Origin of the sequence: Planktotalea sp. (genome assembly GCF_965659345.1) — a bacterium.
Taxonomy (GTDB): Bacteria; Pseudomonadota; Alphaproteobacteria; order Rhodobacterales; family Rhodobacteraceae; genus Planktotalea.
In genome coordinates this window covers 134,072-159,364 of the sequence record NZ_CBFHVK010000007.1, presented here as the reverse complement: position 1 = coordinate 159,364, position 25,293 = coordinate 134,072, and the positions used below count along the sequence as shown (strand labels likewise).

The following is a 25,293-nucleotide window of genomic DNA, read 5'->3' as shown; positions in this document are numbered from 1 at the left end:
GGCTTGAGAGCGCAATCTGCTTAAACTGATGCCTAATAAGAAACGTGTCAGGAGCAGTCCCCTTGGACAAGCCAGACCGCGAGGTACGCGCGCAGTTTTCCCAGCCTTGGCGGCAAATTACGTCAATGCTGATCGTCATCGGCTTGGTCGGAGCCGGAGCATTCGTGGCATTGCCGCGCGTGTTACCCGTCTTTTTGGCCAATCCATGGCTCAATGGTTTTATCATATTCGTGTTCTTTATCGGGGTTATGGCTTGCTTTTACCAAGTCGGACAATTGATCAATTCAGTCCGCTGGTTAGAGGCATTCGCCTCAGAAAATCGTGAAGATACCGGCATCAAGGCCCCTCAATTGCTTGCACCTTTGGCGACGCTGTTGCGCTCGCGCGGGGCAAGGATGCAAATTTCATCCAGCTCAACACGCTCCATCTTGGATTCTGTAGCAACGCGCATTGACGAAGCGCGCGAAATCACGCGCTATCTTGTGAACTTGCTTATTTTTCTGGGTCTGCTCGGGACGTTTTACGGCCTTGCAACGACCGTTCCTGCAATCGTTGACACTATTCGCAACCTAAGTGCAGCTGAGGGCGAAACGGGAGCGGATGTTTTCAGGCGCCTACAATCTGGGCTTGAAGCCCAAATGGGTGGCATGGGCGTTGCATTTGGTTCGTCGTTGTTGGGTCTTGCAGGATCGCTTGTTGTTGGTCTTCTGGAGCTATTTGCAGGGCATGGTCAAAACCGTTTTTATCGCGAGTTGGAAGAATGGCTCTCAAGCATCACGCGTCTTGGATATTCATCTGGTGACGGCGAGGGTGGTGTTGAAAATGCAGCGATGACGGCAGTGATGGATCACATGGCAGAGCAGATGGAAGCGCTGCAAATGATGTTCACGCAAAGTGACGTCAGCCGTTCTATGGTGGATGACAAGCTTGGTTCACTGACTGATGCAATTTCAAGAATGACCGAACGCATGGAGGCAACAGGCACTGCCACAGATGCCTTGATGCGAGTGGCGCAAGGGCAAGAACAGTTGATTGCAAAACTCGATGGTGGGGTTTTGGGTGGCGACGCGGGTATGGATGCGGAAAGCCGCATGCGCTTGCGCTCGATCGACGTTCAGATGCTCAAAATTCTAGAAGAAATGTCAGCCGGACGCGCTGAAACGATGGCTGAGTTGCGCAGTGATATCGGCGCATTGGGTCGAATGTTGACGCAACCGCGCAAGGCACCCGCAGGGGCTGCGAAATCAAGCGCTTCGCGTACGCGTGACGGTGGCTAATGGCACTCTCGCGGCGCACAGGTCAAAGGTTCCAAGGGTCTATCTGGCCTGGCTTTGTCGATGCGATGACTGGTCTTTTGCTAGTTTTGATGTTTGTTCTGACCATTTTTATGGTGATGCAATTCGTTTTGAACGAAACGATCACCGGTCAGGAAAGCGAGCTGGATGACCTTGGCCAAGAGATCGCAGCACTTGCGCAAGCGCTTGGCCTTGAACGGGATCGCAGCGAGACATTAGAGAATGATCTTGGCGCTTTAAACGCAACGCTCGATGACACGACACAGCGGGCAGAAGCACAATCAGCTCTTATCGCATCCTTGCAGCAACAACGTGCAGAACAAGACAGTGCTTTGTCGCAAGCGCAAGCGCAAATCACAAGCTTTGAGGCGCAGGTCGCATCGCTATTGTCCCAACGCGATGATGCGCTGAGCAATGTCGCTGTGTTGGAAGATGCGCAAAGTCAGTTGTTAACTGAGAAAGAGGCGCTTGACCTCGCGCTTGCGTCTGCACGTACAGAGATTGACGCGCAGGTTGAAGCGGCACGGCTGGCCGCTGCTGAACGTGAAGCGATGGATGCTTTGATTGCTGATCTCCGTCGCGAGGGTGAGGATAAAGATGCAACGCTGAGCGAGCGCGCGCTTGAACTTGCAGAATTGCAAGACGCGCTTTCGGCTGAAGAGCGTGCGCGCTTGATAGAAGCAGAAGCCGCAGATGCATTGCGCGCCCGTCTCGAAAACGCGAATGCAGAGCTGACGGCAATGACCCTGAGCTTGGAAGCGGAGCGCAAACAAGCTGAGGAAACATTAACCTTGTTAGCAGCTGCGCGTTCCGCTGGTGAAGACCTCACGGCACAATTGGCTGCTGTCGTCACTGCAGGTCAAGACACAGATGCGGCGAAAACTGCGGTAGAGAAAGAGCTCTCGGAGGTTTTGGCACAGCTCGCGTTAGCGCGTTCAGATTTGGAGGCAGCGCGTGATTTTCAGGCTGTGAGCGAGGCGAATAAACTCACCGCTGAAGAGGAGGCGGCAGCACGTATTGCGGCGCTTGAAGCTGCGCAAAAAGCGGCGGAGGCTTTGCTGGCAGAAAGACAAACTGATCTGGAAGCGGCGAACGCGCAGCTGTCAGCGGCAGACATTAAAGCGGCGCAGACCAATACTTCACTTGAGAGTGCTCAAACACGTCTAAATGAGGTCAACGATGCCCTTGCCCGCGCACAATCGCGGTTGTCTGACGCGACCGGGTCTTTGAATGAAACTCAGACAGAGCTCGCAACACTTCAAGCCGCGCAGGAAAAATCTATTGCGACGATCACTGCGTTAACTGCAGAACTTGCGCGTACACGTGATGCGCTTGCCCTAGCTGAGAGCAATTTAAGTGTCGCAATGGATGATAGCGCGTTAGAACAGACTTTGGCAGCGGCCCTAGCGGAACGTAACGCAGCAGAGCTTGAACGCGAAGAAGTGCAAAAGCAACTTGCCGCAGCGCTCGCGGCGAAGCTTGCAGCAGAGCAAGAAGCTGGTGCGCAACTGAGTGAAGCGCAGCAACAAGCGCTTTTGTTATCGGCTGCACGCGAAAAACTGGAACAAGCACAGGCGCGTTCAAGTCAGGCGGAATTGCAGACCGAAGCGCTAAATCAACAGGTTGCCGCCCTGCGCGCGCAGCTTGGAAGCCTGCAAGCAATCCTGGATGACGCGCGTGTTCAAGATGTCGCTTCACAGGTTCAGTTGCAAAATCTTGGATCTGAGCTGAACGCCGCTTTAGCGCGGGTCGCGGCAGAAGAACGACGCCGGCGTGAACTAGAAGAAGCCGAACGCGTCCGTTTAGAAGAGCAAACCAAAGATTTAGAACGGTATCGCTCTGAATTTTTCGGACGTTTGCGTGATGTTCTGGGGGCGCAAGAAGGTGTTCGCATTGAAGGCGATCGCTTTGTCTTTTCTTCGGAAGTTCTGTTTCCTCCGGGTCGTGCGGCCCTTTCAGAGGTTGGGCGTGGGGAGGTGGCAAAAGTCGCTTCTATCTTGCGTGCTGTTGCGGATGACATCCCCGAAGGCATTGATTGGGTGATCCGCGTGGACGGGCATACGGATAACGTGCCTTTGTCTGGTCTTGGTGAATTCGCGGACAACTGGGAACTTAGCCAAGCGCGTGCGCTTTCAGTCGTGAAATATATGGTGAATTTCCTTGGCATACCGCCGACGCGTTTGGCCGCCAATGGGTTCGGACAGTATCAACCTGTGAACACAGAAGACAGCGATGAAGCGCGCGCGCAAAACCGCCGTATTGAGTTGAAATTTACAGAGAAATAAAACTTGCTAGGTTTTTATCGCGATATTTCAAACGTTGCGCTCTGTGCGTCAATCTCTTCACCGTCTCTTATAAACCGCGCACGCGCTTCGTACACACCTGCTGGCCACGACGCCGTCCGGCGTTTTTTACCGATAGCGCGGAAGAAACGGGCCAAGTTCTTTTCCAGCTCATATACTTGGGTCACTTCAAAACCGTTTGGCCCAATAAACCGCACATCTATTTCATCACCGGCTTTACCGCCGAACATGAAAAAATAGCTGACAAGTGCTGGAGAGTTTTCTTTCAAGTCCTGATCGACAGTACCCATTTTTATGTCGCTAAAATCAGGAACACTTTCAGCAAAACCGATGTCTAGAATTCCACCTTTTTGAAACAACAGCGGCTCCCGCCAAAGTGTTTGCTCGATGGGCGCATCACATTTCGCACCTTCAGGGGCAAAGGGGTCAATGGGTTTGCCATCTTTGCGCACAGAGAGGTGTAAATGGGCAAACTCTGTGCGCCCAGTCATCCCCATTTGACCAAGCTTTGCGCCAGCTTCAACTGTCTGACCCTTGCTGACGCTGACAGAGCCTTCGCGCAAGTGACAATACTGAGTTTGCCAACCATCGCCATGGTCAATCACAAGGCCATTGCCGCACTCGCGCCCCTTTATGGCATCTCGGTCAACCTTGCCGTTCCACACGTCGCGCATACCATCGCGCAAGCCCAGAACGGTGCCGTCAGCGGCAGCTAGAATATCGACGCCCTTTTGCGCATCACGCGTGGTCGCAACAGCGAAATCGGTACCTTTGTGCGTGTTGTAAGAGCGCGGCCCACATTCGAAATCTTTGAAATTCTCTGTCGCGTCGTGGTCCATATACTGCTGGATATAGCAGCTTTCGCCAAGTTCGCAGTCGACAGGCATCTGCAAAAGAGGAGCCCCCGCAGCAGGGGCTGCGAGGGCTATAAATGGTATCAGTAAAAGCGCGTGACGCATCAGTCAGCGGTCAACAGAGGAGGCTTTTTGCCAGACAGACGCGGCTTTTCTGGGCCTTCGGTCTTTAGAACGATCTTCCCATCCTTAACGCCGACTTTGACAATACCGCCCTTGGCGAGTTTGCCAAACAGCAACTCTTCTGCGAGCGGCTTTTTGATATGCTCTTGGATCACGCGACCAAGCGGGCGCGCGCCCATCTTGCTATCGTAACCTTTGTCCGCAATCCACTCTGTCGCTGCTTTGGACAATTCGAATGTCACGTTGCGATCCATAAGTTGCGCTTCAAGCTGCAGAACAAATTTCTCGACCACTTGCATGATGACCTTTTTCGGCAAAGCACCAAAGCTGATCACTGCATCCAAACGGTTGCGGAATTCAGGTGTGAATGTTCGCTCGACAGCCGCCGTATCTTCACCCTCGCGGGCAGAGCGGCCAAAGCCCATTGCTTCTTTCGCTTGCTCTGCGGCACCAGCGTTGGACGTCATGATCAGGACGACATTGCGGAAATCAACGGCGCGACCATTGTGATCCGTCAGCTTGCCGTGATCCATCACTTGCAACAGAATGTTGAAGACGTCTGGATGGGCTTTTTCGATCTCATCAAGCAAAAGAACACAGTGAGGATGTTGATCAACACCGTCCGTGAGCAAGCCGCCTTGATCAAAGCCCACATAGCCGGGAGGGGCACCAATCAAGCGGGACACCGCGTGCTTCTCCATGTACTCCGACATATCGAAACGTAGCATTTCAACGCCAAGCGTATCCGCGAGCTGTTTCGCGACTTCGGTTTTACCCACACCAGTCGGACCAGCGAACAGATAGTTGCCAATTGGCTTTTCTGGTTCACGCAGACCCGCACGGGCGAGCTTAATGGCCGAACTCAAAGCTTCGATTGCAGTGTCTTGACCGAAGACAACACGCTTCAGGCTCGCTTCCAAGTCTTTCAGCACTTCTGCATCAGTCTTGCTGACACTTTTCGGTGGGATGCGCGCGATCTTGGCGACGACGGCTTCAATCTCTTTCGCACCAAGCGTTTTGCGACGCTTGCTTTCAGCAACCAAACGCTGGGCGGCACCGGCTTCGTCAATGACATCAATCGCTTTGTCTGGCAATTTGCGGTCATTGATATAACGCGCAGCCAGCTCCACAGCAGTTTTGATCGCATCGGACGTGTATTTGACCGAGTGGTGCTCTTCGAAATAAGGCTTCAACCCCTTAAGGATCTTCACGCTGTCTTCGACAGACGGCTCATTTACGTCGATCTTCTGGAAACGACGGCTGAGCGCGCGATCTTTTTCGAAATGCTGACGGAACTCTTTATAAGTTGTCGAGCCCATCGTCCGCAGTTTGCCCCCTTGAAGCGCAGGCTTCAGTAAGTTGGACGCATCCATCGCGCCGCCAGATGTAGCGCCCGCGCCAATAACTGTGTGAATTTCGTCGATGAAGAGAACGCTATCAGGATGCTCTTCAATCTCGGAAACGACTGCTTTCAAGCGTTCCTCGAAATCACCGCGGTAGCGTGTTCCAGCGAGCAACGCACCCATGTCGAGCGAGAAGATCGTTGTTTTTGAAAGCACTTCCGGTGTTTCGCCCTGCACGATTTTGCGCGCGAGCCCTTCCGCAATGGCTGTTTTGCCAACACCGGGGTCACCTACCAAAAGCGGGTTGTTCTTGCGGCGACGACACAGGACCTGAATGCAGCGTTCGACTTCGCTGTCACGACCGATCAGCGGGTCAACATCGCCCTTGGCGGCTTTCACGTTCAGATCAACGCAATATTTTGCAAGTGCGCTTTCTTTCTTTTCCTCACCGTCCATCGCGGCTGCGGCACCGTCTTCGTCCATTTCATTGGAACCAGAGACAGGGCGGGGATCGCCAAATGCAGGGTCTTTGGCGACACCATGCGCGATATAATTGACCGCATCATAACGTGTCATGTCTTGCTCTTGCAGGAAGTACGCCGCATTGCTTTCACGCTCTGCGAACATTGCGACCAAAACATTTGCACCTGTTACTTCAGATCGCCCAGAGCTTTGCACATGGATCGCCGCACGCTGGATGACGCGTTGGAACGCGGCCGTCGGCACAGCTTCAGAGCCTTCGATATCGGTGATCAGGTTGCTTAGATCATCATCGATGAAGCTCACCAAAGTTTGGCGAAGCTCCTCAGTATCTACTGAGCAGGCTTTCATCACGCGTTCTGCATCGGGTTCATCGACAAGTGCGAGCAACAAGTGCTCTAGCGTTGCGAATTCGTGGCGGCGCGCGTTGGCCAAAGCCAGCGCAGAATGGATTGCTTGCTCGAGTGTTGTTGAAAATGATGGCACGGGAGTGCTCCTTTTCTTGGACCCTGTCCGAGGATACCGGTCAGCTTTGGCCTGTTGTCTTAAAGTTTGGTCTATATTCAGCCAGCTTCAAGGTCTTTCTTACTTTTTCTCGATCAACTTTGATGTGACGGGTGTCATAAAATGGCTGATCAGCGTTCATGGTTAGAGTTAGGGCAGCGTCAAAATTTGTCACGGCGTTTGCGAATTTCAGTAAACACATCCACAGGCGATGCGTCCGCCATACCAAGATGCGCTGCAATCTGCGTAATATGGGCACGCAAGAAAGGGTTCGTTGCGCGTTCACGTTTGAGGGATGAGGGCACTGTAGGCGATCCTGCCGCGCGCGCCAATTTAGTTGCTTCACGCCTAGAGATAAGGGCGGCATTGTCAGGTTCAATGGTCAAAGCAAATCTTGCGTTGGTCGCCGTGTATTCGTGACCTGAATAAAGCATCGTATCATCAGGCAGGGCGTTAAGTTTGTTCATGCTATCGAACATTTGTGCGGCGGTTCCTTCAAAAAGGCGCCCACAGCCAAGCGCCATAAGACTATCGGCCGTGAAGGCTGCATCCAGTTCAGGCAGATGAATAGCGATGTGGCCTAACGTATGCCCAGAGACGTCAATGATGTTTGCTGGCGTGCCTAAAATGTCGATGGTGTCCCCTTCGCTGACAGTTTGTGTCAGTGGTGGTAGTCGATGTGCATCTGCTGTTGCGCCAATCACAATCAAGCGGTCGCGTCCATTTAGACCGTCAAGCCCATCTACGTGATCTGCATGATGATGGGTCAAAAGAACTTTCGTTAGCGTCCAGCCTTTTGTTCGGAGCGTCTCGTTAATTGGGGCTGCTTCGGGAACATCGACAAGGGCAGCTTCGTTTGTCTCAAGGTTGCCTATCAAAAACGCATAGTTGTCTTGCAAGCAGGGTATTGTCACGATTTCATAAGGCATAGTAATTCAGCTCCGGCTTGTTATGTGATAGGGTCAGAGTGGCTGATCGAGTGAGGCGCTGCAATGCATCTTGATGTGCAAGACCTGCGAAATTTTTACTACCGCTCTGCTTTGGGCCGCGCTGCGCAACGTGCTGTGCGGAATCGAATGCTGAAACTTTGGCCCGAAGCGCAGGGGCAAACAGTCGCTGGCTTTGGTTTTGCTGCGCCGCTTATGCGCCCCTACCTGAAAGACGCACGTCGCGTGATCGCGTTGATGCCGGGGCCTCAGGGGGTCATTCCGTGGCCCGCGGGTCTGCCAAATGTGTCAGTCCTTTGCGAAGAAATGCTCTGGCCGATCGAAACGGGACGCGTGGATCGACTTGTCGTGATGCATGGGCTTGAAACGTCAGAAAACCCGACGGCGGTTCTGGAAGAATGCTGGCGCGTGCTTGGGCCTGGTGGACGCGCACTGTTTATCGTCCCCAACCGCGCTGGCCTTTGGTCGCGCAGTGATGCAACGCCGTTCGGATTTGGCCGACCGTACACGCTGACCCAGTTGGAAACACAGCTTAAGCGTCATGAGTTTTTGCCAGAACGTCACGCGGCAGCGCTGTATCAACCGCCCAGTACCAAGCGTGCTTGGATGAAATCTGGCAGCTTTTTAGAAAAAGTGGGTGGCAAAATCCCCGCTGTGTTTCCTGCGGGCGTTCTTATCGTTGAAGCGTCAAAGCGCGTTCATGCGCCAACAGGACGCGCAAAGCGTTTGCGTGTGCCTAGTCCCTTAGAGGTTCTTTCACCCAAACCGGTTCCTGAATCTGCGGTCAGTTTGAAGGCTGAACGAAAGTAAAATGTTCGGCTGGGGCCAAGGAATCAGCTAAATTCACGAAATCCTTCGGTTTTTGTCACGAATTTACCTGCGCATCTCGTCGCACTTGCCCTATCGTCATAAAAATAAGGGATCGAGTGTTCACGCAATTGTATCAAGATATGTTGCGATACGTGAAACCCTCTGCTACATCGGCCCAGAATTTCACGCACCAACGTTAGTTGGAGCTCCATCGCTCGCGGGCTGCTCACGATAAAGCAAACCAAGAGCCAGAATATCGAAAGGGTGGACGTGTCCGAAACAGCTTCGATTTCTTCAGGTATCGCTGCGCGCTATGCCTCGGCAGTTTTCGATCTTGCCAAAGACGGTAAGGCCATCGCAAAACTCGAAACCAATGTTGATGATTTAGCAGCGGCGCTCGATTCCAGCGCTGAAATGCGCGATCTGATTTCTTCGCCGATCTATTCCCGCGACGTTCAGGGCGCGGCGATTGATGCGATCTCCAAGAAAATGAAGTTGCAGCCGATCATGGCAAACACGCTAAGCCTTATGGCAAGTAAGCGTCGTTTGTTCGTGTTGCCGCAACTTGTGTCCCAGCTGCGTGCCCTTATCGCAGAGGACAAAGGTGAAGTGACGGCGGACGTTATCTCCGCAACTGCAATGACCAAGGCGCAGTCAGACAAGCTGGCGAAAACGCTAAAGGCCAATGTGGGCAAAGACGTGAAGATTAATGCGACCGTTGATGAAACTCTCATCGGCGGTCTTATTGTAAAAGTTGGCTCGAAGATGATCGATACGTCGATCCGCTCCAAGCTCAATTCCCTCCAGAATGCAATGAAAGAGGTCGGATAAATGGGTATCCAAGCTGCAGAAATTTCTGCGATCCTAAAGGACCAGATCAAGAACTTTGGCAAAGATGCTGAAGTTGCTGAAGTAGGTCGCGTACTGTCCGTCGGTGATGGCATCGCGCGTGTTCACGGTCTGGACAATGTTCAGGCTGGTGAAATGGTCGAATTCCCCGGTGGTATTCAGGGCATGGCCTTGAACCTCGAAGCGGACAACGTTGGTGTTGTTATCTTCGGTTCCGACCGTGACATTAAAGAAGGTGACACAGTCAAGCGCACCAACTCTATCGTTGACGTTCCAGTCGGCGACGAGTTGCTGGGTCGCGTTGTTGACGGCCTTGGCAACCCGCTTGACGGCAAAGGCCCGATCAAGACATCCAAGCGTGTTGTTGCAGAAGTTAAAGCGCCGGGCATTATCCCACGTAAATCCGTTCACGAACCAATGGCGACTGGCCTGAAGTCCGTTGACGCGATGATCCCAATTGGTCGTGGTCAGCGAGAGCTGATCATTGGTGACCGTCAGACAGGCAAAACCGCCGTTGCTCTGGACGCGATCTTGAACCAGAAGTCCTACAACGAAGCTGCTGGCGACGACGAGAACAAGAAATTGTACTGCGTTTACGTTGCGATTGGCCAAAAGCGTTCCACAGTGGCGCAGTTGGTTAAGAAGCTCGAAGAGAGCGGCGCGATGGAGTATTCCATCGTTGTTGCGGCAACCGCGTCCGAGCCTGCACCTTTGCAGTTCCTCGCGCCATATGCTGCGACATCCATGGCGGAGCACTTCCGCGACAACGGTCGTCACGCTTTGATCATCTATGATGACCTTTCCAAGCAAGCGGTTGCGTATCGTCAAATGTCCTTGCTTCTTCGCCGCCCACCAGGCCGTGAAGCGTATCCAGGTGACGTTTTCTACCTTCACTCCCGTTTGCTTGAGCGTTCTGCGAAGTTGGGCGATGATGCGGGTAACGGCTCTTTGACAGCTCTGCCGATCATTGAAACACAGGGTGGCGACGTATCTGCGTTTATTCCAACAAACGTGATTTCGATTACAGACGGTCAGATCTTCTTGGAAACTGAATTGTTCTTCCAAGGTATCCGCCCTGCTGTGAACACAGGTCTGTCAGTTTCTCGTGTTGGTTCTTCCGCTCAAACAAAGGCGATGTCCTCTGTTGCTGGTCCGGTTAAGCTTTCCTTGGCTCAGTACCGTGAGATGGCAGCGTTTGCTCAGTTCGGTTCCGACCTTGACGCGGCGACGCAGCAGTTGCTGAACCGCGGCGCGCGTTTGACCGAGTTGATGAAGCAGCCACAGTATTCACCACTGACAAACGCTGAAATCGTTTGCGTGATTTATGCTGGTACAAACGGCTTCCTCGACAAGATCGAAGTGTCTGACGTTGGTCGCTATGAGGCGGGCATGCTCGCACACATGCGTTCCAAGCACGCAGCGCTTTTGGATGAGATCACCAACAAAGATCAGAAGATCAAAGGTGAGATTGCCGACAAACTTAGTGCAGCACTTACCGAATTCGCTTCTGATTTCGCGTAAGGGGATCGATTAGATGGCAAATCTTAAAGATCTCAAAAATCGGATCGAGAGTGTGAAAAACACACGCAAGATCACGAAAGCCATGCAAATGGTTGCCGCGGCGAAACTTCGCCGCGCGCAGGAAGCTGCTGAAGAGTCGCGTCCTTACACAGAGCGTTTTAACGCTGTGATGTCGGGACTGGCTGCTTCGGTCGGCGGTTCAGACTCCGCGCCAAAACTTCTTAGCGGTACGGGTAACGATCAGACACATCTGCTGGTCATTATGACGTCTGAGCGTGGTCTTTGCGGTGGTTTCAACACCAACATCGCCAAGAAAGCACGTGCACACGCAGACACGCTTCTCGCAGCTGGTAAGACGGTCAAGATTTTGACCGTTGGCAAGAAAGGGCGCGACAGTCTGAAGCGTGACTTTGGTCAGTACTATGTCGGACACGTTGATTTGTCTGACGTCAAACGCCTTGGCTATTCCAATGCTCAAGACATCGCATCTGATGTTTTGGCGCGTTTTGATGCCGATGAGTTTGATGTTGCGACATTGTTCTACGCGACGTTCCAAAACGTGGTCACCCAAATCCCAACGGCGCAGCAGATTATCCCTGCCGCGTTTGAGACGGAAGAGGGCGCAGAGGCGGCAACGCTTTACGACTACGAGCCAAGTGAAGAGGCCATCTTGGCTGACTTGCTACCACGCGGTGTCGCCACTGCAATTTTCTCAGCTTTGCTGGAAAATGCGGCGTCAGAGCAAGGCTCTCGTATGTCTGCGATGGACAACGCAACACGCAACGCGGGTGACATGATCGACAAGTTGACGATCCAGTACAACCGTTCACGTCAGGCCGTCATCACCAACGAGCTGATTGAAATCATTTCGGGCGCGGAAGCGCTCTAAAATATCGGAGTTTACGACATGGCAAATGCAGTCGGAAAAATTACTCAGGTCATCGGCGCCGTCGTTGACGTGCAGTTCGAAGACAATCTACCAGAGATCTTGAACGCTCTGGAAACACAAAACCAAGGCAAAACACTTGTTCTCGAGGTCGCTCAGCACCTTGGTGAGAACACAGTGCGCACAATTGCGATGGACGGTTCTGAAGGTCTTGTTCGTGGTCAAGAAGTGATCAACACAGGCAACCAGATTTCTGTTCCAGTTGGTACAGCGACACTTGGCCGCATTATGAACGTCACAGGCGACCCTGTTGACGAGCAAGGCCCAGTTAATGCGCAAGCACGCCGCCCAATTCACGGCGACGCGCCAACGTTTGAACAGCAGTCCACAGCGACAGAAATCCTCGTGACAGGCATTAAGGTTATCGACCTTCTCGCGCCTTACACGAAGGGTGGTAAAATTGGTCTCTTCGGTGGTGCGGGTGTCGGTAAAACAGTTCTCATCATGGAACTCATCAACAACATTGCGAAGGTTCACTCCGGTGTTTCCGTGTTCGCGGGAGTTGGCGAGCGTACGCGTGAAGGCAACGACCTTTACCACGAGATGATCGAATCCGGCGTTATCGTTCCTGACAACCTGCCTGACTCCAAGATTGCCTTGGTCTACGGTCAGATGAACGAGCCTCCCGGTGCGCGTATGCGTGTTGCTTTGACTGGTTTGACACTGGCCGAGCAGTTCCGCGACGACACAGGTACAGACGTTCTGTTCTTCGTTGATAACATCTTCCGCTTTACACAAGCCGGTTCTGAGGTTTCCGCCCTTCTTGGCCGTATTCCTTCCGCTGTTGGCTACCAGCCAACATTGGCGACCGACATGGGCGCGATGCAGGAGCGTATTTCTTCCACGAAGAATGGTTCCATTACATCGGTTCAAGCGGTTTACGTTCCAGCGGACGACCTTACTGACCCGGCTCCAGCGACATCCTTTGCGCACCTTGATGCGACAACGGTTCTGGATCGTTCGATCTCTGAGAAAGGCATCTACCCGGCTGTTGACCCACTTGGTTCCACATCCCGTTTGCTTGACCCACTGATCATTGGCGATGAGCACTACAAGGTTGCAACAGACGTTCAACAGGTTCTTCAGCGCTACAAGTCGCTTCAAGACATCATTGCTATTCTTGGCATGGACGAACTGTCTGAAGAGGACAAACTGGCTGTTGCGCGTGCGCGTAAGCTTGAGCGTTTCCTCTCCCAGCCGTTCGACGTTGCGAAGGTCTTCACGGGTTCTGACGGTGTTCAGGTTCCAATGGAAGACACAATCGCGTCGTTTAAAGCGGTTGTCGCAGGCGAGTACGATCACCTTCCAGAAGGCGCTTTCTACATGGTTGGCGGCATCGACGAAGTGATCGCCAAAGCCGAGAAAATGGCCGCAGACGCAGCTTAATCGTTGATTTGGTTGGTGCTGGTTTCGATCAGCACCGCCGACAAAGGAGACGAACATGGCAGATACAGTGCAGTTCAATCTGGTTAGTCCAGAGCGCAGCCTCGCATCCATGCAGGTGAATGAAGTGCAGATCCCTGGCTCTGACGGTGACATGACAGCAATGGCTGATCATGCTCCAACCATCACAACATTGCGCCCAGGCGTTTTGAAAGTGAGCGGTCCAGAGGGTGATGCAGAGTACGTTGTCACTGGCGGTTTCGCAGAGATCGGCGAAAGCGGTATTTCCGTTTTGGCTGAACGCGCAATTGCGAAAGCAGATATGGATCAAGCGACGCTCAAAGGTATGGTTGATGCAGCAACAGATGCGTTTGCTAAGGCACAGGATGCCAATAGCGAAGCAGCAGACGATATTGCTAAAACGCTCGCGGACACAGTTGCTTTGGGCGATGCCCTCGGTATGAGCGTTAACTAAATTAACGTTCGACACAGAATACGAGCCCTTCCGATTTCATCGGGAGGGCTTTTTTAATGCCCGATCATTTGTGGCTTGCCAAATTTGTTGCAGCATTCGATGTTAGTGATCGTTCACGTAATGAACCTACTGATTTGAAAGCCCCATGAAACGCATTCGCAGCCATCTGTTTGGGATCGACCAAGGGGAACACATTATGTTCTCTGACTACGAGAACGACGGCAAAATGTGGTCAGGCAACGGGACGCGACAGCGTAAGAAAACTATAGTGTTTTCTGAACCGTTTGAAGCGCCGCCATCTGTTCACGTTTCGATGTCACTTATGGATTTGGACAAAGAAACCAACGTACGCTCAGATGTACTAGCAAAGAATATTTCGACCACTGGCTTTGATCTTATCTTCCGCACGTGGGGAGACACACGCGTTGCGCGCGTGCGTCTGTCTTGGATCGCAATGGGTGGATTGCGCGATGATGAAGAGTGGGACGTACCCTAAACGGTGTACAATCCTTCGTAGATGGGCCCCAAGGTCTCGTTATCAAACAATGATGAAACGGACGTTCCGTTCCAGATGTTAAGCGTTGCTTGAGCGAACATTGGCGCAGTTGGTACGATGCGGATGTTTGGTGCCGCCTCGACGGGTCCTGTTGCTTCAATCGTGTCGGTGATAACCAAAGACTTCATCACAGATTTAGTAACACGCTCAACTGCAGGACCGCTGAGAACGCCGTGAGTGATGTAGGAGTGTACTTCTTTGGCTCCATTCTCCAGCAATACTTCTGCGGCTTTACACAGGGTGCCAGCGGTATCACAAATGTCGTCTACAATGATGCAGGTCTTGCCTTCAACGTTACCGATGATCGTCATTTCCGCAATTTCACCCGGCTTTTCACGACGCTTGTCCACGATGGACAAAGGCGCGTCGATGCGTTTCGCCAATTCTCGCGCGCGCGCGACACCACCGACGTCAGGCGAGACGATCATCACGTCTTCCATCTGATCCTTAAAGTGGCTCTTGATATCGAGCGCAAAGATCGGGGAGGCATAAAGGTTATCAACTGGAATATCGAAAAAGCCCTGAATTTGTGCCGCATGTAGGTCCATTGTGAGGATACGCTCGACACCTGCCTCAACAAGCATGTTGGCGACTAATTTAGCAGTAATCGGTGTGCGTGCTTTGGTGCGGCGATCTTGGCGCGCGTAACCAAAGTAGGGGATCACAGCCGTGATGCGTTGCGCGGATGAGCGGCGCAAAGCATCTGACATGATCAACAATTCCATCAGATTGTCGTTCGCAGGATTAGAAGTTGGCTGAATGATAAACACGTCCTCGCCGCGTACGTTGTCATACATCTCAACAAAGATCTCACCATCGTTAAAACGCTCGACGCGCGCGTCGACCAAATCAACGCTCATTCCGCGATGCATCGACATGCGGCGTGCAATCGCACTCGCGAGGGGTTTGTTTGCGTTGCCAGAAATAAGCTTGGGATCGGTAAGATTGGGCATGAGCAGGGTCCTTAGCAGCCAATTCGCGCGCAGAGAATCGCGAGGTTGACACCGCTTAGCACGAGGCTACCGTGCAGCAAAGCACGCAGCGCGCGTCATCCTCTAGGAGAGACCAAATGGCTCATATTGATTACTATTTTTCTACGCTTTCCCCTTACGCTTATCTTGCTGGAACGCGACTTGAAGAGATCGCAGCAAAGCACGGAAAAACGGTGAACTATAAGCCGCTTGATTTGCCAGCCTTGTTTTTGCGCACAGGTGGTCAGCTCCCCAAAGACCGTCACCCCAACCGCATGTCCTACCGCGCACAAGAGCTCCCACGACAAGCGAAGAAGGCGGGTTTGCCTTTGAATATGAAACCTGCCTTCTGGCCTATGAATGCCGCACCATCATGCTACGCGATTATTGCAGCGTCGCGGGATGGCAATGGGGACATGGGCAAGTTTATCCATGCCATTGGGCGCTCGATCTGGGCAGAGGACAAGGACGTCTCGCAGGACGATGTTGTGCGTGCGTGTTTGACGGAAGCGGGTTTTGATCCAGCGCTGGCCGATAGCGACATGATGGCATCCGCAGATACATACGCCGCTAACCTTGAAGAAGCGATCAATGCTGGTGCGTTTGGGGCACCTTTCTACATCACGGATGATGGTCAGCAATTTTGGGGGCAGGATCGTCTCGATGATTTGGATGCGTATCTCTCAGGCGATCTCTAACAAATGGTTAAACGCGTTCTGGCAGGTCATTCGAGCGATCTAACGAGTTATGGCAATGGCCCTCGCAAAGGGCTGCTGCTCCATTGCGCGCTTGCGCATGGCGGCGTTTACACGCAGTTGGGTGCAGCACTTGGTGGTGCGCTCAGCCTTGTGAGCTTTGACCAACCTGGTCACGGACGCGCGGCTGATTGGGACGGGGACGGGGATCTTCAGGATCGCACAACTGAAATGGCGCTGGATCTATTGACTGAGCCGATGGATGTGATCGGGCATAGTTTTGGCGCTACGGTTGCACTGCGACTTGCGATAGAGCGGCCTGAGATGGTACGCACACTTACGGTGATCGCGCCCGTGCTGATGGCGATCGCAAAAGCCGATCATCCCAACATCGCAGCAACCCTGAAGCAACAGATGAGCGGATTTTATCAAGCACTTCGGGACGAACAATTCGAAAGCGCCGCACAAATGTTCACGCAGAACTATGGCGATGGGCGACCTTGGGAGAGCTTGGGCAAGGATACGCGACAAGCCATTGTAGATCGTATTCATTTGATCGGGGCAGGTGCGCGCGGGGTCAATGAGGACCACTATAACTTCATTGGTTCTGGTGCTTTTGAACAGATCAAAGCGCCAACCTTGATTTTAGATGGCTGCGAAAAGGGCGAGGTCATGAACGTCGTTTGCGAAGGTCTCGCACGACGCATCCCTAACTCTACTCGCGCATGTATTGCTGATGGTGGTCATATGGTGCCATTGAAGCGCCCGGAAGCGGTGGCGCGTGAAATCTTGCATATGATCAGCCAGTCGCCAATCCAATGAATTGATCAATTTGAGCGTCTGAGATCGACCAATCACATACAAGCCGGCACAAAAGCGGTTCGCTTGGAACATCACCCTCAAGCTCACCCTGCATCAGGTAATAAACTGCGCCGCCCTCATGAAGTCGTTTGTGGACAGCGCGTGGCATCATCGCAAAGACCATGTTGGCGTCTGGCTCCGCGAGGAAGGAAACTCCTTCTATCTGGCGCAACCCATTGGAAAGGCGCGACATGTTGCTGTTCGCGCGCTGCGCGGAGGAGAGCCACAATCCATCGGTGAGATAGGCCTCCATCTGTGCCGCAAGGTAGCGCGTCTTAGAGAACAAATGCGCTCCGCGTTTGCGACGTAGCTCGAATTCCCACGTCTTTTGCGGGTCAAAGAATATGACTGCCTCAACGCCCATCAACCCGTTCTTTGTACCGCCAAAACTAACGGCATCCACGCCAAGCTTCCAAGACATCTCCGCAGCGCTACAGCCAAGGGTAGCTACGGCGTTGGCAAATCTTGCACCATCCAAATGTACGGGCAGATCAAACTCCTTGGCGACGGCGATCAGAGCTTTGAGTTCTTCAAGGGAGTGAACAGACCCTTTCTCTGCCACTTGCGTAATCGATACGGCACCGCGCTGGGGGCCATGCACACCACGTATGCCTTCAGCGGCAATGCTGGCGCGCAAATCATCTGGTGTCATCTTGTCCACGGCGCACGGCACAATGGTCAGTTTCGCACCGCCAGAATAGAACTCCGGCGCACTACACTCATCCTCATGAATATGCGCAACAGCAGAACAAAAGACGGTCTCATAAGGTTGGCACATACATGCGAGCGCCAAGGAATTCGCCGCCGTACCAGTTGAAACCAAATGCACCATTGCATTGGGAGCTTCAAAAATCTCTCGGATCTGCGTCCGTACACGCGTCATCGCGTCGTCGGCACCATAGGGCATTGCGTAGCCCTCATTGGCGCGGCTTAGCGCGGTTAGAACTTCTGGGTGCACAGGACCTGCATTGTCAGAGGCGAAAAACATTAGAGTGGCTCCTCGATTATATGATCTTCCCAATCGTCTTCGTGCACTTCAAATTCGGGGATGGTCAAGCCTTGCACAGATACGTTTGCATCATGCACAGTTTGCGCGGTTCCCGACTTCAAAGGATGCCATGGCTCTAGATCACGGCCCTCATAGACCAAACGATATCCACAAGTCTGCGGCAGCCAATACATGTGTTCTTTGATATTGCTTGGGGTCATTACGATGCACTCAGGCACGAACTGATGACGAATATCATATTGTGCACAACGACAGGTACTGTCATCGAGCAAACGGCAAGCCACGCGCGTCAACGCGACTTCGCCGCTGTCTTCGTCTTCAAGCTTGTTCAGACAACATTTCCCGCAGCCATCACACAGCGCTTCCCATTCTTTCTGAGACATTTGCGCCATGGATTTGCGCCGCCAGAATTCTTTGCCAAGTCCACTGCGTTCAATTGGATCGTCGCTCATAGAGCCGCCAGAATTGTGCGTGCTTTTGCACTGTCTGCATCCATTTGAGTGATCAAGGCATCTAAGCCGTCAAACTTTTCTTCACCGCGCAAATATTCGACCAAAGCGATCGAAAGCGTTGCGCCGTAAAGGTCACCAGTGAAATCGAAGATAAAGGTCTCAAGATTGGGGCGGTTTTCACCAAACATCGGGCGTACCCCCATAGACGCAACGCCGTGATATGTTCCTGCGTGCGGTCCGTCTTGTATGTCCACGAGGACAGCGTAGACGCCAAAGCGCGGTGGATGCAGGCCATCAATCGACATGTTTGCGGTTGGGTATCCAAGCTCGCGTCCGCGTTGTTCACCACCAATCACCATACCTTCAATTTGGTGCCAATGGCCAAGCATGTCAGCGGCGTTGCGCGTCGCACCATCAGTGAGCGCTTTTCGGATCCGTGTCGATGACACCTGACCCTGTGTGCCCTCAATCAGCTCTGCAATTGTGACCCCAAAGCCAAGCTGCGCGCCAAACTTTTGCAAATCCTCTGCTTTGCCCGCGCGCCCTTTGCCAAAACAAAAGTCAGCGCCCACGACAACATGCTTAAGGCCAAGTCCTTCATGGATGACGCGTGTTGCAAACTCTTCTGGTGTCAAAGCGGCCAGCGCTGCGTTGAAGTTCAACTGATAGAGCCGCTCAACCCCGATCTTAGCAAGCTCCGTCGCTTTGGCGGATGGGCTCATCAGGCGGAACGGGTCAGAATGCGGCGCAAAGAATTCGCGCGGATGCGGATCAAACGTCAACACCCCACAAGGTGCGTTGATCGCGCCACCCGCTTCACGCGCGATATCAATCACCGCGCGGTGGCCAAGATGCACACCATCAAAATTTCCAATCGCAGCACTTGCGCCGCGATCTTCAGGATTTACGAATGTATAGTCACGGATAATACGCATAGAACTTGGCCTAGCCCGCCTTTTGGGCCGTTGCAAGTCGTGATGCAGATCAGTCGAACTTGCGGCTTGGTGCTAGAACCGTTGCTTCACCGATCAAGACTTTTTTGCCGTCAACCATGCAACGGCAATCAAGCTTCACGCGACGTTTTGCATGCTCAATGTCAATGACTTCGACTTCTGCATGCACCATATCGCCCGGGCGGACAGGTGCTAAGAATTTCAGGCTCTGACCCATGTAAACCGTGCCGTGGCCGGGCAATTGTTCACCGATTACTGCAGAAATAAGTCCTGCAGTCAGCATGCCATGCGCAATGCGGCCCTCAAAGATCGTGTCATTTGCGTAATCATCGTCGAGGTGTACAGGATTGCGGTCTGTGGACACTTCGGCAAACAGCTCAATATCGCGGTCTGTTACGACTTTGCGTAGATGGCGTACCATCCCCATTTCGATGTCTTCGATACAGATCGTGCCGCGTGGCATGTTATCCAACATGAGAGCCTCCAAAGGTTCGCAAAGCAATAAAAGAGCGCCCTGATGGGAGTTCTTGAAACTTTATTACTTTGCGAATGTGGCGTTTGGCAAGCGAAAACGACTACCTCAGGTACCCGATCGAGTATGTTGGGGCCGATTGTTCCTTGGTAAGGTAACTTTCAAGCGCTTCTGGGTCAGGATCACTGACTGTTTTCGTCTCTTCACGCGCCAAACCACCTGTGATGAACAAAGAATCAATATCCTCACCCATTGCGCCAGCAACGTCTGTCAGAACGCCATCACCAATCGCCAAAATCCGGTCATCCGCGATGGATTTGCCAAGCGCACTAAGACGACGGCGCGCCAGATCATAAATTGGCGGGTGGGGTTTGCCAAAATAGAGGCTTTCACCACCCATTTCCGTGTAGAGCGCTGCTAAAGCACCAGCGCACCATTCACGCGTCTCACCGCGATCTACGACCAGATCAGGGTTTGCGCAGAGCAGTTTAAGCCCCTTTTGTTTGGCGAGCAGAAATTCAGGGCGCATGACAGATGGATCAGCCATAGGCTCAAATGGACCAAGGCATACGATACCTTCGGCTTCATCCAGCGCAACTTGTGTGATGGTTACAGGATCCTCGACAAGGTCGAGCGGTTTGAAAAAGCTTTGGTCCCGGCCTTCACCGATGAAAAACACCTTTTCTCCAACAGCACCACGAAACATCGCAGAGCGCGCCGAATCGCCAGACGTCGCAATTGTGTCCCAAGCATCCTCAGGTACGCCAAAATGGACGAGCTGCTTTTCCACACCCGTACGTGGACGTGGCGCGTTTGTGACCAGCACAACTTTGCCGCCGCTTTTACGGTAAGTCTGTAGCGCAGCAACCGCGTCAGGCATCGCTTTGATGCCGTCGTGCACGCAGCCCCAAAGGTCTACAAACAGCGCATCATATTGGTGAGAAATTTCGGCAAGGGTGGAAACGATACGGGTCATAGCAGGCCTCAATGCAATTACACCGCCTTGCTACACGAGGTGCCGCAGAAACGGCACCCCTTTGTTTTTGCTGACTGAGACTCGTTCAGGTCAAACTTTGAGGTTTGGGATGATTTGCTTTTTGCGGCTCACAACACCCTCAAGAACAACAGTGTCGCTGTCCGCGCTTGCACCAAAGGACTTAGCAGCAACGTTCTTTACCAAATCATTGGGCACCAAAAGCGTGCTTTGCTCATTTAGAATGTCCACAACGAACAAGAGAACCTGATCAACGCCATCCTCAGAGGCAACTGTTGTCATCGTGTCCATCAAGCTGGCTTTGCGATCCAATACAGTCGCAGGCGATGTTGTCTCAAGAACAGAAACACGGAATTTTGTGCCATCGACAGCATATTCCTTAGAATCCATACGAAGCAATTCAGCATCGGAAAAACTCGACACATCAGACTTCGCCGCGAACATGTCTGCCGCATAGGATGGGATGTCGATTCCAAGCGACGCAGCCAAGCTTTCAGCAACTTCGCGATCATGCGTTGTCGTCGTTGGGCTGCGGAATTCCAATGTGTCGGACAAGATGCAAGTCAACGCGGCACCTTTCATCGCATCAGGCATTTTTGCGACATCATCGCCCATCAAATCGTGCATGATCGTGGCTGTGCAGGCCAGCGGCTTGATTGTGATGTCAATTGGACCCTTTGTTGTCAGACCGCCAATCAAAGCATGGTGATCGATGATCGCTTGCACGTCAGCATCATTGATAGACGCGGGCAATTCAGCTGAATTGTTCGTGTCAACAACAACGCAAGGCGCACCCGCTTCAACGTCTGCGATGATCGCAGGCTTTTCCAAGTTCCAACGCTCCAGCATGAACGAGGCTTCGGTATTAGGCTCACCGAGCAGTTTTGCTGTTGCCGGAGTGCCTTTGATCTCGCTTAGGTACCAAGCCCAGATCAATGGTGATCCTGTGCTATCTGTGTCGGGAGATTTATGGCCGAAAACCTGAATTGTCATGTCGTGCGTCCTGTTTCTAAAATGCGTTTGCGCGGCTTATAGCAGCCGCAAATTCAATGTCACCAGTGCCAAATTGGCTCAGATGGTTTGCCTATATTCGCGAAACCTTTTGGGTGCGATCATGGCATTAAACTTCAAGCGGGTGTGCTTTTGCGACTTTGTCGAGTTGCATCAAGGTCTCCAGCAGCGCTGGCATTTGATCGAGGTAGACCATGTTTGGACCATCGCTTGGCGATTTGTCGGGATCTTCATGGGTTTCGATAAACACCGCAGCAACACCAATCGCGACAGCTGCTCTTGCCATGAGGGGGGCAAATTCGCGCTGACCGCCTGTAGAGCCACCAAGCCCGGCAGGTTGTTGGACCGAATGCGTCGCGTCCATCACCACAGGATAACCTGTTTGTCCCATCTGCGGCAGCGAGCGCATATCGGTTACAAGCGTGTTGTAACCAAACGATGTTCCGCGTTCAGTCAATAGAATACGCGTATTTCCAACTGACTCTACCTTAGCGACAATATTCGCCATATCCCAAGGTGCTAGAAACTGACCCTTTTTGATATTGATCGCAGCGCCGGTTTCCGCCGCAGCGAGCACCAAATCAGTTTGACGGCATAGCAGGGCAGGGATCTGCAAAACATCCGCCACATCTGCAACAATGCGGCATTGCTCGGGCCAATGCACGTCCGTCAGAACTGGCACGCCAATCGTGTTTTTGACGCTCTGCAGCATCTTCAAACCATCTTCCATACCCGGACCACGCACGCCAGAAACGGACGTTCTGTTCGCTTTGTCGTAGGACGCTTTGAAAATATACTGCGCACCGACAGCATCACAGGCGGCTTTCAATGTGCCTGCAATCATTTGCGCATGATCCGCGCTTTCTAACTGGCACGGCCCAGCGATAATCGTCAAAGGGGCCGCGTTGCCAACACGAAGGCCGGCGATATCAAGAGTGTTCATATTAGGAAGATACCTGTTCACGAAGGATCGACGCAGTGAGCGAGATCATGAGGTAGAGACCCGCAAAGACGAGAAACGCTAGGATCGTGTTCTCAAATTTACGCGGATATGTGGGGTCTTGGCTTGGCACCGGCTCCACACTTGTTGTGAGATAGCGCGCCTGTGATGCGGCTTCGCGCCGAGTTTGCTCAAGCTGTTCCAATGCCGACGCGAGCATCATATCTCGTGTTGCGACGTCTGCTTGTGCCAGTTGGATTTGAGACGCGAGCTCGGCCAATGAGTTCTCGCCTTGCGAAGCGTTGATCATTTGATCGTTTAGTCTTGCCAAGAGTGCTTTGAAACGACGCACGTCCCCTTGCGCACCTTCAACTTTGGCACGGTTCGGGCGGTTGTTGTCCAGCAGCGCGGCCAGTTCTAGCTCTTTTTCCTGCACTTGAACTTCAATGTTGTTGATCTGACTACGCAAGGAGGCAATTTTGGCTTCAGGATCAAGGATAGATCCTTCTTGCTGCAACCGCACAAGCCGTTCTTGCGCTGCTCTGCGCTCGTCATCCGCGTTTCTGAAGCTGCGTTCTGCGTCCGCCACCTGATTTTCCCGCTTGCGCAGCGAGAGGTTGTCAACGCGTTCTTCGGCATAGCTTATCAACGCCTGTGAAAATTCTGCACTGACTTTCGGATCAGCGGCGATGACTTCCATCTTAATCACGCCCTCCGTCGGATCATAACCGATTTCGATCGCCTTTTTGAAAATCTTGTACGCGTCCTCGTTTGATGGGTTTTCTTCAAGACGCTGAATGACGTCGATGTTTGGATTCATAAAGTGGTTCATGAAACCTTCATCTTCATCCAGCCGTAACATGGCGTCTTTCGAAGTGAGATAGGACTGCACAGCAATCGCGTCTTGGTTTGTTGCGAATTGGGTGCCGGACAAAAGCCCACCCATCGCGCCGCCGCCAGAGCTTTCGGCTTTGAGGATCAGAAACTCGGATTTGGTCGCATACATCGGCGTCGCGATGAAATAGTAATACCACCCCACGATGATCGTTGGCAGGAACACAAAGAACGCAAGGCGTGTAAACAGCAAGGCAAGTTTACGGCGACGGCGTTTGGCAATGTCGCGTTGAATTTGCGTAATCTCTTCTGCGCGTCTCTCAGCCGGGCTTGGGCCCTCTGGATGCGCCGGCATATTCGCGCCCGCTGGCATGGTTTGCGGCAGGTTGATCGGCTCAAGCGTCGGGTCTTGGGGAAGCAACGGTTGCGTCGCAGAAGGGCCGCCCTTGCCCGCGGTCTTGCCCTCGCTGGGAACGACGAGTTCCAGCATGTTGGTGCGCTGGAATGGATCAATCCCGCGCGTGCGCAACTGGCGTACGGCATCGTAATCTGATGTGGGCGCTAGCCCATATTTCTGAGCAGCACGCCGCGCCATCCTAAGCTGGCGACCTGTCAGACCTTCGCGTTTGATCGCATCAATATCTTGGTCGGCGGCGGCTTCCGCAGCGGAGGATACCATCCCAGCGCGCGCCTGTGCTTGGTTTTGAACTTGTGCCTGTGCTTGTGCTTGAGTTGCTCCAACCGGCACTTCTTTCTTCACTGGTTGGATGCGTCCCATAGCTTGTTGCTGGGGCTGTTGTGCTTGTGGAGGCTGAGCTTGCGTTTGCGGGCGCACCTGCTGCTGCGGTGCTGCTTGTCTTGTCGCTTGTGGTTGCTGCTGTTGCGCCTGATCTGGGGCCACACGTCTGGGATTAGGCGCACCAGTGGGCTCTGCAGCAGGGGCCGCAGGCGCTGCAGATTGTTGTCCATCTGCAAGTGAGCCAGTCCGCTTGATGCGGAACTTTTTAGCCTTGGGTTTCGTAGTCATAGAGCTGTTTCGCTTCTTCCAAGGTGTCAAACATCTTCAACTTACCGCCGACGAGAACGGCCGCTGAAGCTGCGAACTTTTCAAGTGTCTCGGCTTGGTGCGAGACGATAATAATCGTTGTTGTGCGCAAGCGTTCGCGCAAGATTTCACCGGCTTTGCGGTTAAATTCTACGTCGGTGCTATTGGGCATACCCTCATCGATGAGGTACATGTCAAAATCGAGCGCGAGCAGCAAGGCAAACGTAAAACGCGCGCGCATGCCCGAAGAATAAGTGCCAAGTGGCTGGTCGAAGTATTCCCCAAGACCACACAGCCAGCGACAAAACGCTTCGACGTAATCAGGATCCAACCCATAGAGCCGCGCAATGTAGCGCGAATTTTCCATCGCAGTGTGGCGGGTTACGACACCACCCATAAAGCCTAGCGGGAAAGAGATTTTGCATGACTTGCGAATCTCGCCCTCGTCCGGTTTTTCCAACCCTGCCATCATATTTACGAGGGTCGTTTTACCCGTGCCATTAGGCGCAAGAATGCCCACAGAGCGGCCAAGCTCTATGCGAAATGACACACGATCAAGAATGACCTTGCGCTGTGTTCCGGTCCAAAAGGACTTACTGACGTTCTCGAACTCTAACATTTTCCTATCCGGCCTGCTCCGCCGCTTCTTTTATATAGGGTGTCTTAA

Annotated in this window: 24 protein-coding genes; 11 read left to right on the top strand and 13 right to left on the bottom strand. The window is 52.9% G+C overall.

All coding sequences use genetic code 11. The features are described from left to right. The first annotated feature begins 62 nt into the window (after positions 1–62). Together ACTG3Z_RS07580 and ACTG3Z_RS07575 are read left to right on the top strand one after the other, a co-directional pair. On the top strand, positions 63–1,277 hold the full coding sequence (locus tag ACTG3Z_RS07580; protein ID WP_439142299.1) for a biopolymer transporter ExbB: 1,215 nt from the start codon (positions 63–65) through the stop codon (positions 1,275–1,277). After that, positions 1,277–3,580, top strand: a complete 2,304-nt coding sequence (locus ACTG3Z_RS07575; protein WP_439142297.1) for a peptidoglycan -binding protein — start codon at positions 1,277–1,279, stop codon at positions 3,578–3,580. The genes ACTG3Z_RS07580 and ACTG3Z_RS07575 overlap by 1 nt, the downstream gene beginning before the upstream one ends. Positions 3,581–3,594: 14 nt before the next feature. Here ACTG3Z_RS07575 and ACTG3Z_RS07570 read toward each other — a convergent pair whose 3' ends face one another. The 3 genes from ACTG3Z_RS07570 to gloB form a co-directional block, all read right to left on the bottom strand. Then, the gene (locus ACTG3Z_RS07570) at positions 3,595–4,485 is read right to left on the bottom strand and encodes a M23 family metallopeptidase (protein WP_439142296.1); all 891 of its coding nucleotides are present in this window, start codon (positions 4,483–4,485) and stop codon (positions 3,595–3,597) included. Positions 4,486–4,556: 71 nt separating this feature from the next. Then, positions 4,557–6,884, bottom strand: coding sequence for an ATP-dependent Clp protease ATP-binding subunit ClpA (gene clpA, locus ACTG3Z_RS07565; protein ID WP_439142294.1), 2,328 nt, complete (start codon positions 6,882–6,884; stop codon positions 4,557–4,559). Positions 6,885–7,063: 179 nt separating this feature from the next. Beyond that, positions 7,064–7,831: a hydroxyacylglutathione hydrolase gene (gene gloB / locus ACTG3Z_RS07560; protein WP_439142292.1), complete on the bottom strand. Its 768-nt coding sequence runs from the start codon at positions 7,829–7,831 to the stop codon at positions 7,064–7,066. A 63-nt stretch (positions 7,832–7,894) separates the two neighbouring features. Between gloB and ACTG3Z_RS07555 the strand changes: the two genes are divergently transcribed. The 7 genes from ACTG3Z_RS07555 to ACTG3Z_RS07525 all read left to right on the top strand — a co-directional run bounded on the left by ACTG3Z_RS07555 (position 7,895) and on the right by ACTG3Z_RS07525 (position 14,329). Continuing rightward, a complete protein-coding gene (locus tag ACTG3Z_RS07555; protein WP_439142290.1) occupies positions 7,895–8,659 on the top strand; it encodes a class I SAM-dependent methyltransferase in 765 nt (254 codons plus the stop codon). A gap of 270 nt (positions 8,660–8,929) precedes the next feature. Beyond that, positions 8,930–9,490, top strand: a complete 561-nt coding sequence (locus tag ACTG3Z_RS07550) for a F0F1 ATP synthase subunit delta (RefSeq protein ID WP_439142288.1) — start codon at positions 8,930–8,932, stop codon at positions 9,488–9,490. Beyond that, a complete protein-coding gene (gene atpA / locus ACTG3Z_RS07545) occupies positions 9,491–11,029 on the top strand; it encodes a F0F1 ATP synthase subunit alpha (RefSeq protein ID WP_439142287.1) in 1,539 nt (512 codons plus the stop codon). A 13-nt stretch (positions 11,030–11,042) separates the two neighbouring features. After that, positions 11,043–11,918, top strand: a complete 876-nt coding sequence (locus ACTG3Z_RS07540) for a F0F1 ATP synthase subunit gamma (protein WP_439142285.1) — start codon at positions 11,043–11,045, stop codon at positions 11,916–11,918. A gap of 18 nt (positions 11,919–11,936) precedes the next feature. Continuing rightward, positions 11,937–13,361, top strand: coding sequence for a F0F1 ATP synthase subunit beta (gene atpD / locus ACTG3Z_RS07535; RefSeq protein ID WP_439142284.1), 1,425 nt, complete (start codon positions 11,937–11,939; stop codon positions 13,359–13,361). Between the two features lie 55 nt (positions 13,362–13,416). Beyond that, a complete protein-coding gene (locus tag ACTG3Z_RS07530; protein WP_375264623.1) occupies positions 13,417–13,833 on the top strand; it encodes a F0F1 ATP synthase subunit epsilon in 417 nt (138 codons plus the stop codon). A gap of 145 nt (positions 13,834–13,978) precedes the next feature. Then, a complete protein-coding gene (locus ACTG3Z_RS07525) occupies positions 13,979–14,329 on the top strand; it encodes an H-type lectin domain-containing protein (protein ID WP_375264624.1) in 351 nt (116 codons plus the stop codon). Here the strand turns inward: ACTG3Z_RS07525 and ACTG3Z_RS07520 are convergent. Continuing rightward, positions 14,326–15,342 carry a ribose-phosphate pyrophosphokinase gene (locus ACTG3Z_RS07520; RefSeq protein WP_439142283.1) on the bottom strand — a complete coding sequence of 339 codons (1,017 nt, stop codon included), beginning with the start codon at positions 15,340–15,342 and terminating at the stop codon, positions 14,326–14,328. The genes ACTG3Z_RS07525 and ACTG3Z_RS07520 overlap by 4 nt on opposite strands. A 116-nt stretch (positions 15,343–15,458) precedes the next feature. On the opposite strand from ACTG3Z_RS07520, the gene ACTG3Z_RS07515 reads away from it, so the two are divergent. Further along, complete coding sequence (locus tag ACTG3Z_RS07515; protein WP_439142281.1) at positions 15,459–16,058, top strand: 2-hydroxychromene-2-carboxylate isomerase; 600 nt, start codon at positions 15,459–15,461, stop codon at positions 16,056–16,058. Positions 16,059–16,061: 3 nt separating this feature from the next. Then, a complete protein-coding gene (locus tag ACTG3Z_RS07510) occupies positions 16,062–16,877 on the top strand; it encodes an alpha/beta fold hydrolase (RefSeq protein WP_439142280.1) in 816 nt (271 codons plus the stop codon). Here the strand turns inward: ACTG3Z_RS07510 and ACTG3Z_RS07505 are convergent. The 9 genes from ACTG3Z_RS07505 to ACTG3Z_RS07465 form a co-directional block, all read right to left on the bottom strand. Next, the gene (locus tag ACTG3Z_RS07505; RefSeq protein ID WP_439142278.1) at positions 16,855–17,904 is read right to left on the bottom strand and encodes a threonine aldolase family protein; all 1,050 of its coding nucleotides are present in this window, start codon (positions 17,902–17,904) and stop codon (positions 16,855–16,857) included. The genes ACTG3Z_RS07510 and ACTG3Z_RS07505 overlap by 23 nt on opposite strands. Then, the gene (locus ACTG3Z_RS07500) at positions 17,904–18,377 is read right to left on the bottom strand and encodes a YcgN family cysteine cluster protein (RefSeq protein WP_439142277.1); all 474 of its coding nucleotides are present in this window, start codon (positions 18,375–18,377) and stop codon (positions 17,904–17,906) included. The genes ACTG3Z_RS07505 and ACTG3Z_RS07500 overlap by 1 nt, the downstream gene beginning before the upstream one ends. Further along, a complete protein-coding gene (locus ACTG3Z_RS07495) occupies positions 18,374–19,312 on the bottom strand; it encodes a bifunctional riboflavin kinase/FAD synthetase (protein WP_439142275.1) in 939 nt (312 codons plus the stop codon). Before ACTG3Z_RS07495 ends, ACTG3Z_RS07500 begins: the two co-directional genes overlap by 4 nt. 49 nt (positions 19,313–19,361) lie before the next feature. Further along, on the bottom strand, positions 19,362–19,805 hold the full coding sequence (locus tag ACTG3Z_RS07490) for a MaoC family dehydratase (RefSeq protein ID WP_439142274.1): 444 nt from the start codon (positions 19,803–19,805) through the stop codon (positions 19,362–19,364). Positions 19,806–19,905: 100 nt separating this feature from the next. Beyond that, positions 19,906–20,778 (bottom strand): TIGR01459 family HAD-type hydrolase, encoded by an 873-nt coding sequence (locus tag ACTG3Z_RS07485; protein ID WP_439142273.1) that lies wholly within the window; start codon positions 20,776–20,778, stop codon positions 19,906–19,908. A gap of 90 nt (positions 20,779–20,868) precedes the next feature. Further along, positions 20,869–21,789 carry a manganese-dependent inorganic pyrophosphatase gene (locus ACTG3Z_RS07480; protein WP_439142272.1) on the bottom strand — a complete coding sequence of 307 codons (921 nt, stop codon included), beginning with the start codon at positions 21,787–21,789 and terminating at the stop codon, positions 20,869–20,871. A gap of 127 nt (positions 21,790–21,916) precedes the next feature. Next, positions 21,917–22,750, bottom strand: a complete 834-nt coding sequence (gene kdsA / locus ACTG3Z_RS07475; protein ID WP_439142271.1) for a 3-deoxy-8-phosphooctulonate synthase — start codon at positions 22,748–22,750, stop codon at positions 21,917–21,919. 1 nt (position 22,751) lies between these two features. After that, positions 22,752–24,608: a capsule biosynthesis protein gene (locus ACTG3Z_RS07470; protein ID WP_439142270.1), complete on the bottom strand. Its 1,857-nt coding sequence runs from the start codon at positions 24,606–24,608 to the stop codon at positions 22,752–22,754. Then, positions 24,586–25,245, bottom strand: coding sequence for an ABC transporter ATP-binding protein (locus tag ACTG3Z_RS07465; protein ID WP_072632579.1), 660 nt, complete (start codon positions 25,243–25,245; stop codon positions 24,586–24,588). Before ACTG3Z_RS07465 ends, ACTG3Z_RS07470 begins: the two co-directional genes overlap by 23 nt. Between the last annotated feature and the right edge of the window lie 48 nt (positions 25,246–25,293).

Coding starts and splice junctions, on each gene's coding strand:
- ACTG3Z_RS07575 (WP_439142297.1), top strand. CDS start 1,277: ATGGCACTCTCGCGGCGCACAGGTCAAAGGTTCCAAGGGTCTATCTGG.
- ACTG3Z_RS07570 (WP_439142296.1), bottom strand. CDS start 4,485: ATGCCTGTCGACTGCGAACTTGGCGAAAGCTGCTATATCCAGCAGTAT.
- gloB (WP_439142292.1), bottom strand. CDS start 7,831: ATGCCTTATGAAATCGTGACAATACCCTGCTTGCAAGACAACTATGCG.
- ACTG3Z_RS07555 (WP_439142290.1), top strand. CDS start 7,895: ATGCATCTTGATGTGCAAGACCTGCGAAATTTTTACTACCGCTCTGCT.
- atpA (WP_439142287.1), top strand. CDS start 9,491: ATGGGTATCCAAGCTGCAGAAATTTCTGCGATCCTAAAGGACCAGATC.
- ACTG3Z_RS07540 (WP_439142285.1), top strand. CDS start 11,043: ATGGCAAATCTTAAAGATCTCAAAAATCGGATCGAGAGTGTGAAAAAC.
- atpD (WP_439142284.1), top strand. CDS start 11,937: ATGGCAAATGCAGTCGGAAAAATTACTCAGGTCATCGGCGCCGTCGTT.
- ACTG3Z_RS07530 (WP_375264623.1), top strand. CDS start 13,417: ATGGCAGATACAGTGCAGTTCAATCTGGTTAGTCCAGAGCGCAGCCTC.
- ACTG3Z_RS07525 (WP_375264624.1), top strand. CDS start 13,979: ATGAAACGCATTCGCAGCCATCTGTTTGGGATCGACCAAGGGGAACAC.
- ACTG3Z_RS07520 (WP_439142283.1), bottom strand. CDS start 15,342: ATGCCCAATCTTACCGATCCCAAGCTTATTTCTGGCAACGCAAACAAA.
- ACTG3Z_RS07515 (WP_439142281.1), top strand. CDS start 15,459: ATGGCTCATATTGATTACTATTTTTCTACGCTTTCCCCTTACGCTTAT.
- ACTG3Z_RS07510 (WP_439142280.1), top strand. CDS start 16,062: ATGGTTAAACGCGTTCTGGCAGGTCATTCGAGCGATCTAACGAGTTAT.
- ACTG3Z_RS07505 (WP_439142278.1), bottom strand. CDS start 17,904: ATGTTTTTCGCCTCTGACAATGCAGGTCCTGTGCACCCAGAAGTTCTA.
- ACTG3Z_RS07500 (WP_439142277.1), bottom strand. CDS start 18,377: ATGAGCGACGATCCAATTGAACGCAGTGGACTTGGCAAAGAATTCTGG.
- ACTG3Z_RS07495 (WP_439142275.1), bottom strand. CDS start 19,312: ATGCGTATTATCCGTGACTATACATTCGTAAATCCTGAAGATCGCGGC.
- ACTG3Z_RS07490 (WP_439142274.1), bottom strand. CDS start 19,805: ATGTTGGATAACATGCCACGCGGCACGATCTGTATCGAAGACATCGAA.
- ACTG3Z_RS07485 (WP_439142273.1), bottom strand. CDS start 20,778: ATGACCCGTATCGTTTCCACCCTTGCCGAAATTTCTCACCAATATGAT.
- ACTG3Z_RS07480 (WP_439142272.1), bottom strand. CDS start 21,789: ATGACAATTCAGGTTTTCGGCCATAAATCTCCCGACACAGATAGCACA.
- kdsA (WP_439142271.1), bottom strand. CDS start 22,750: ATGAACACTCTTGATATCGCCGGCCTTCGTGTTGGCAACGCGGCCCCT.
- ACTG3Z_RS07470 (WP_439142270.1), bottom strand. CDS start 24,608: ATGACTACGAAACCCAAGGCTAAAAAGTTCCGCATCAAGCGGACTGGC.
- ACTG3Z_RS07465 (WP_072632579.1), bottom strand. CDS start 25,245: ATGTTAGAGTTCGAGAACGTCAGTAAGTCCTTTTGGACCGGAACACAG.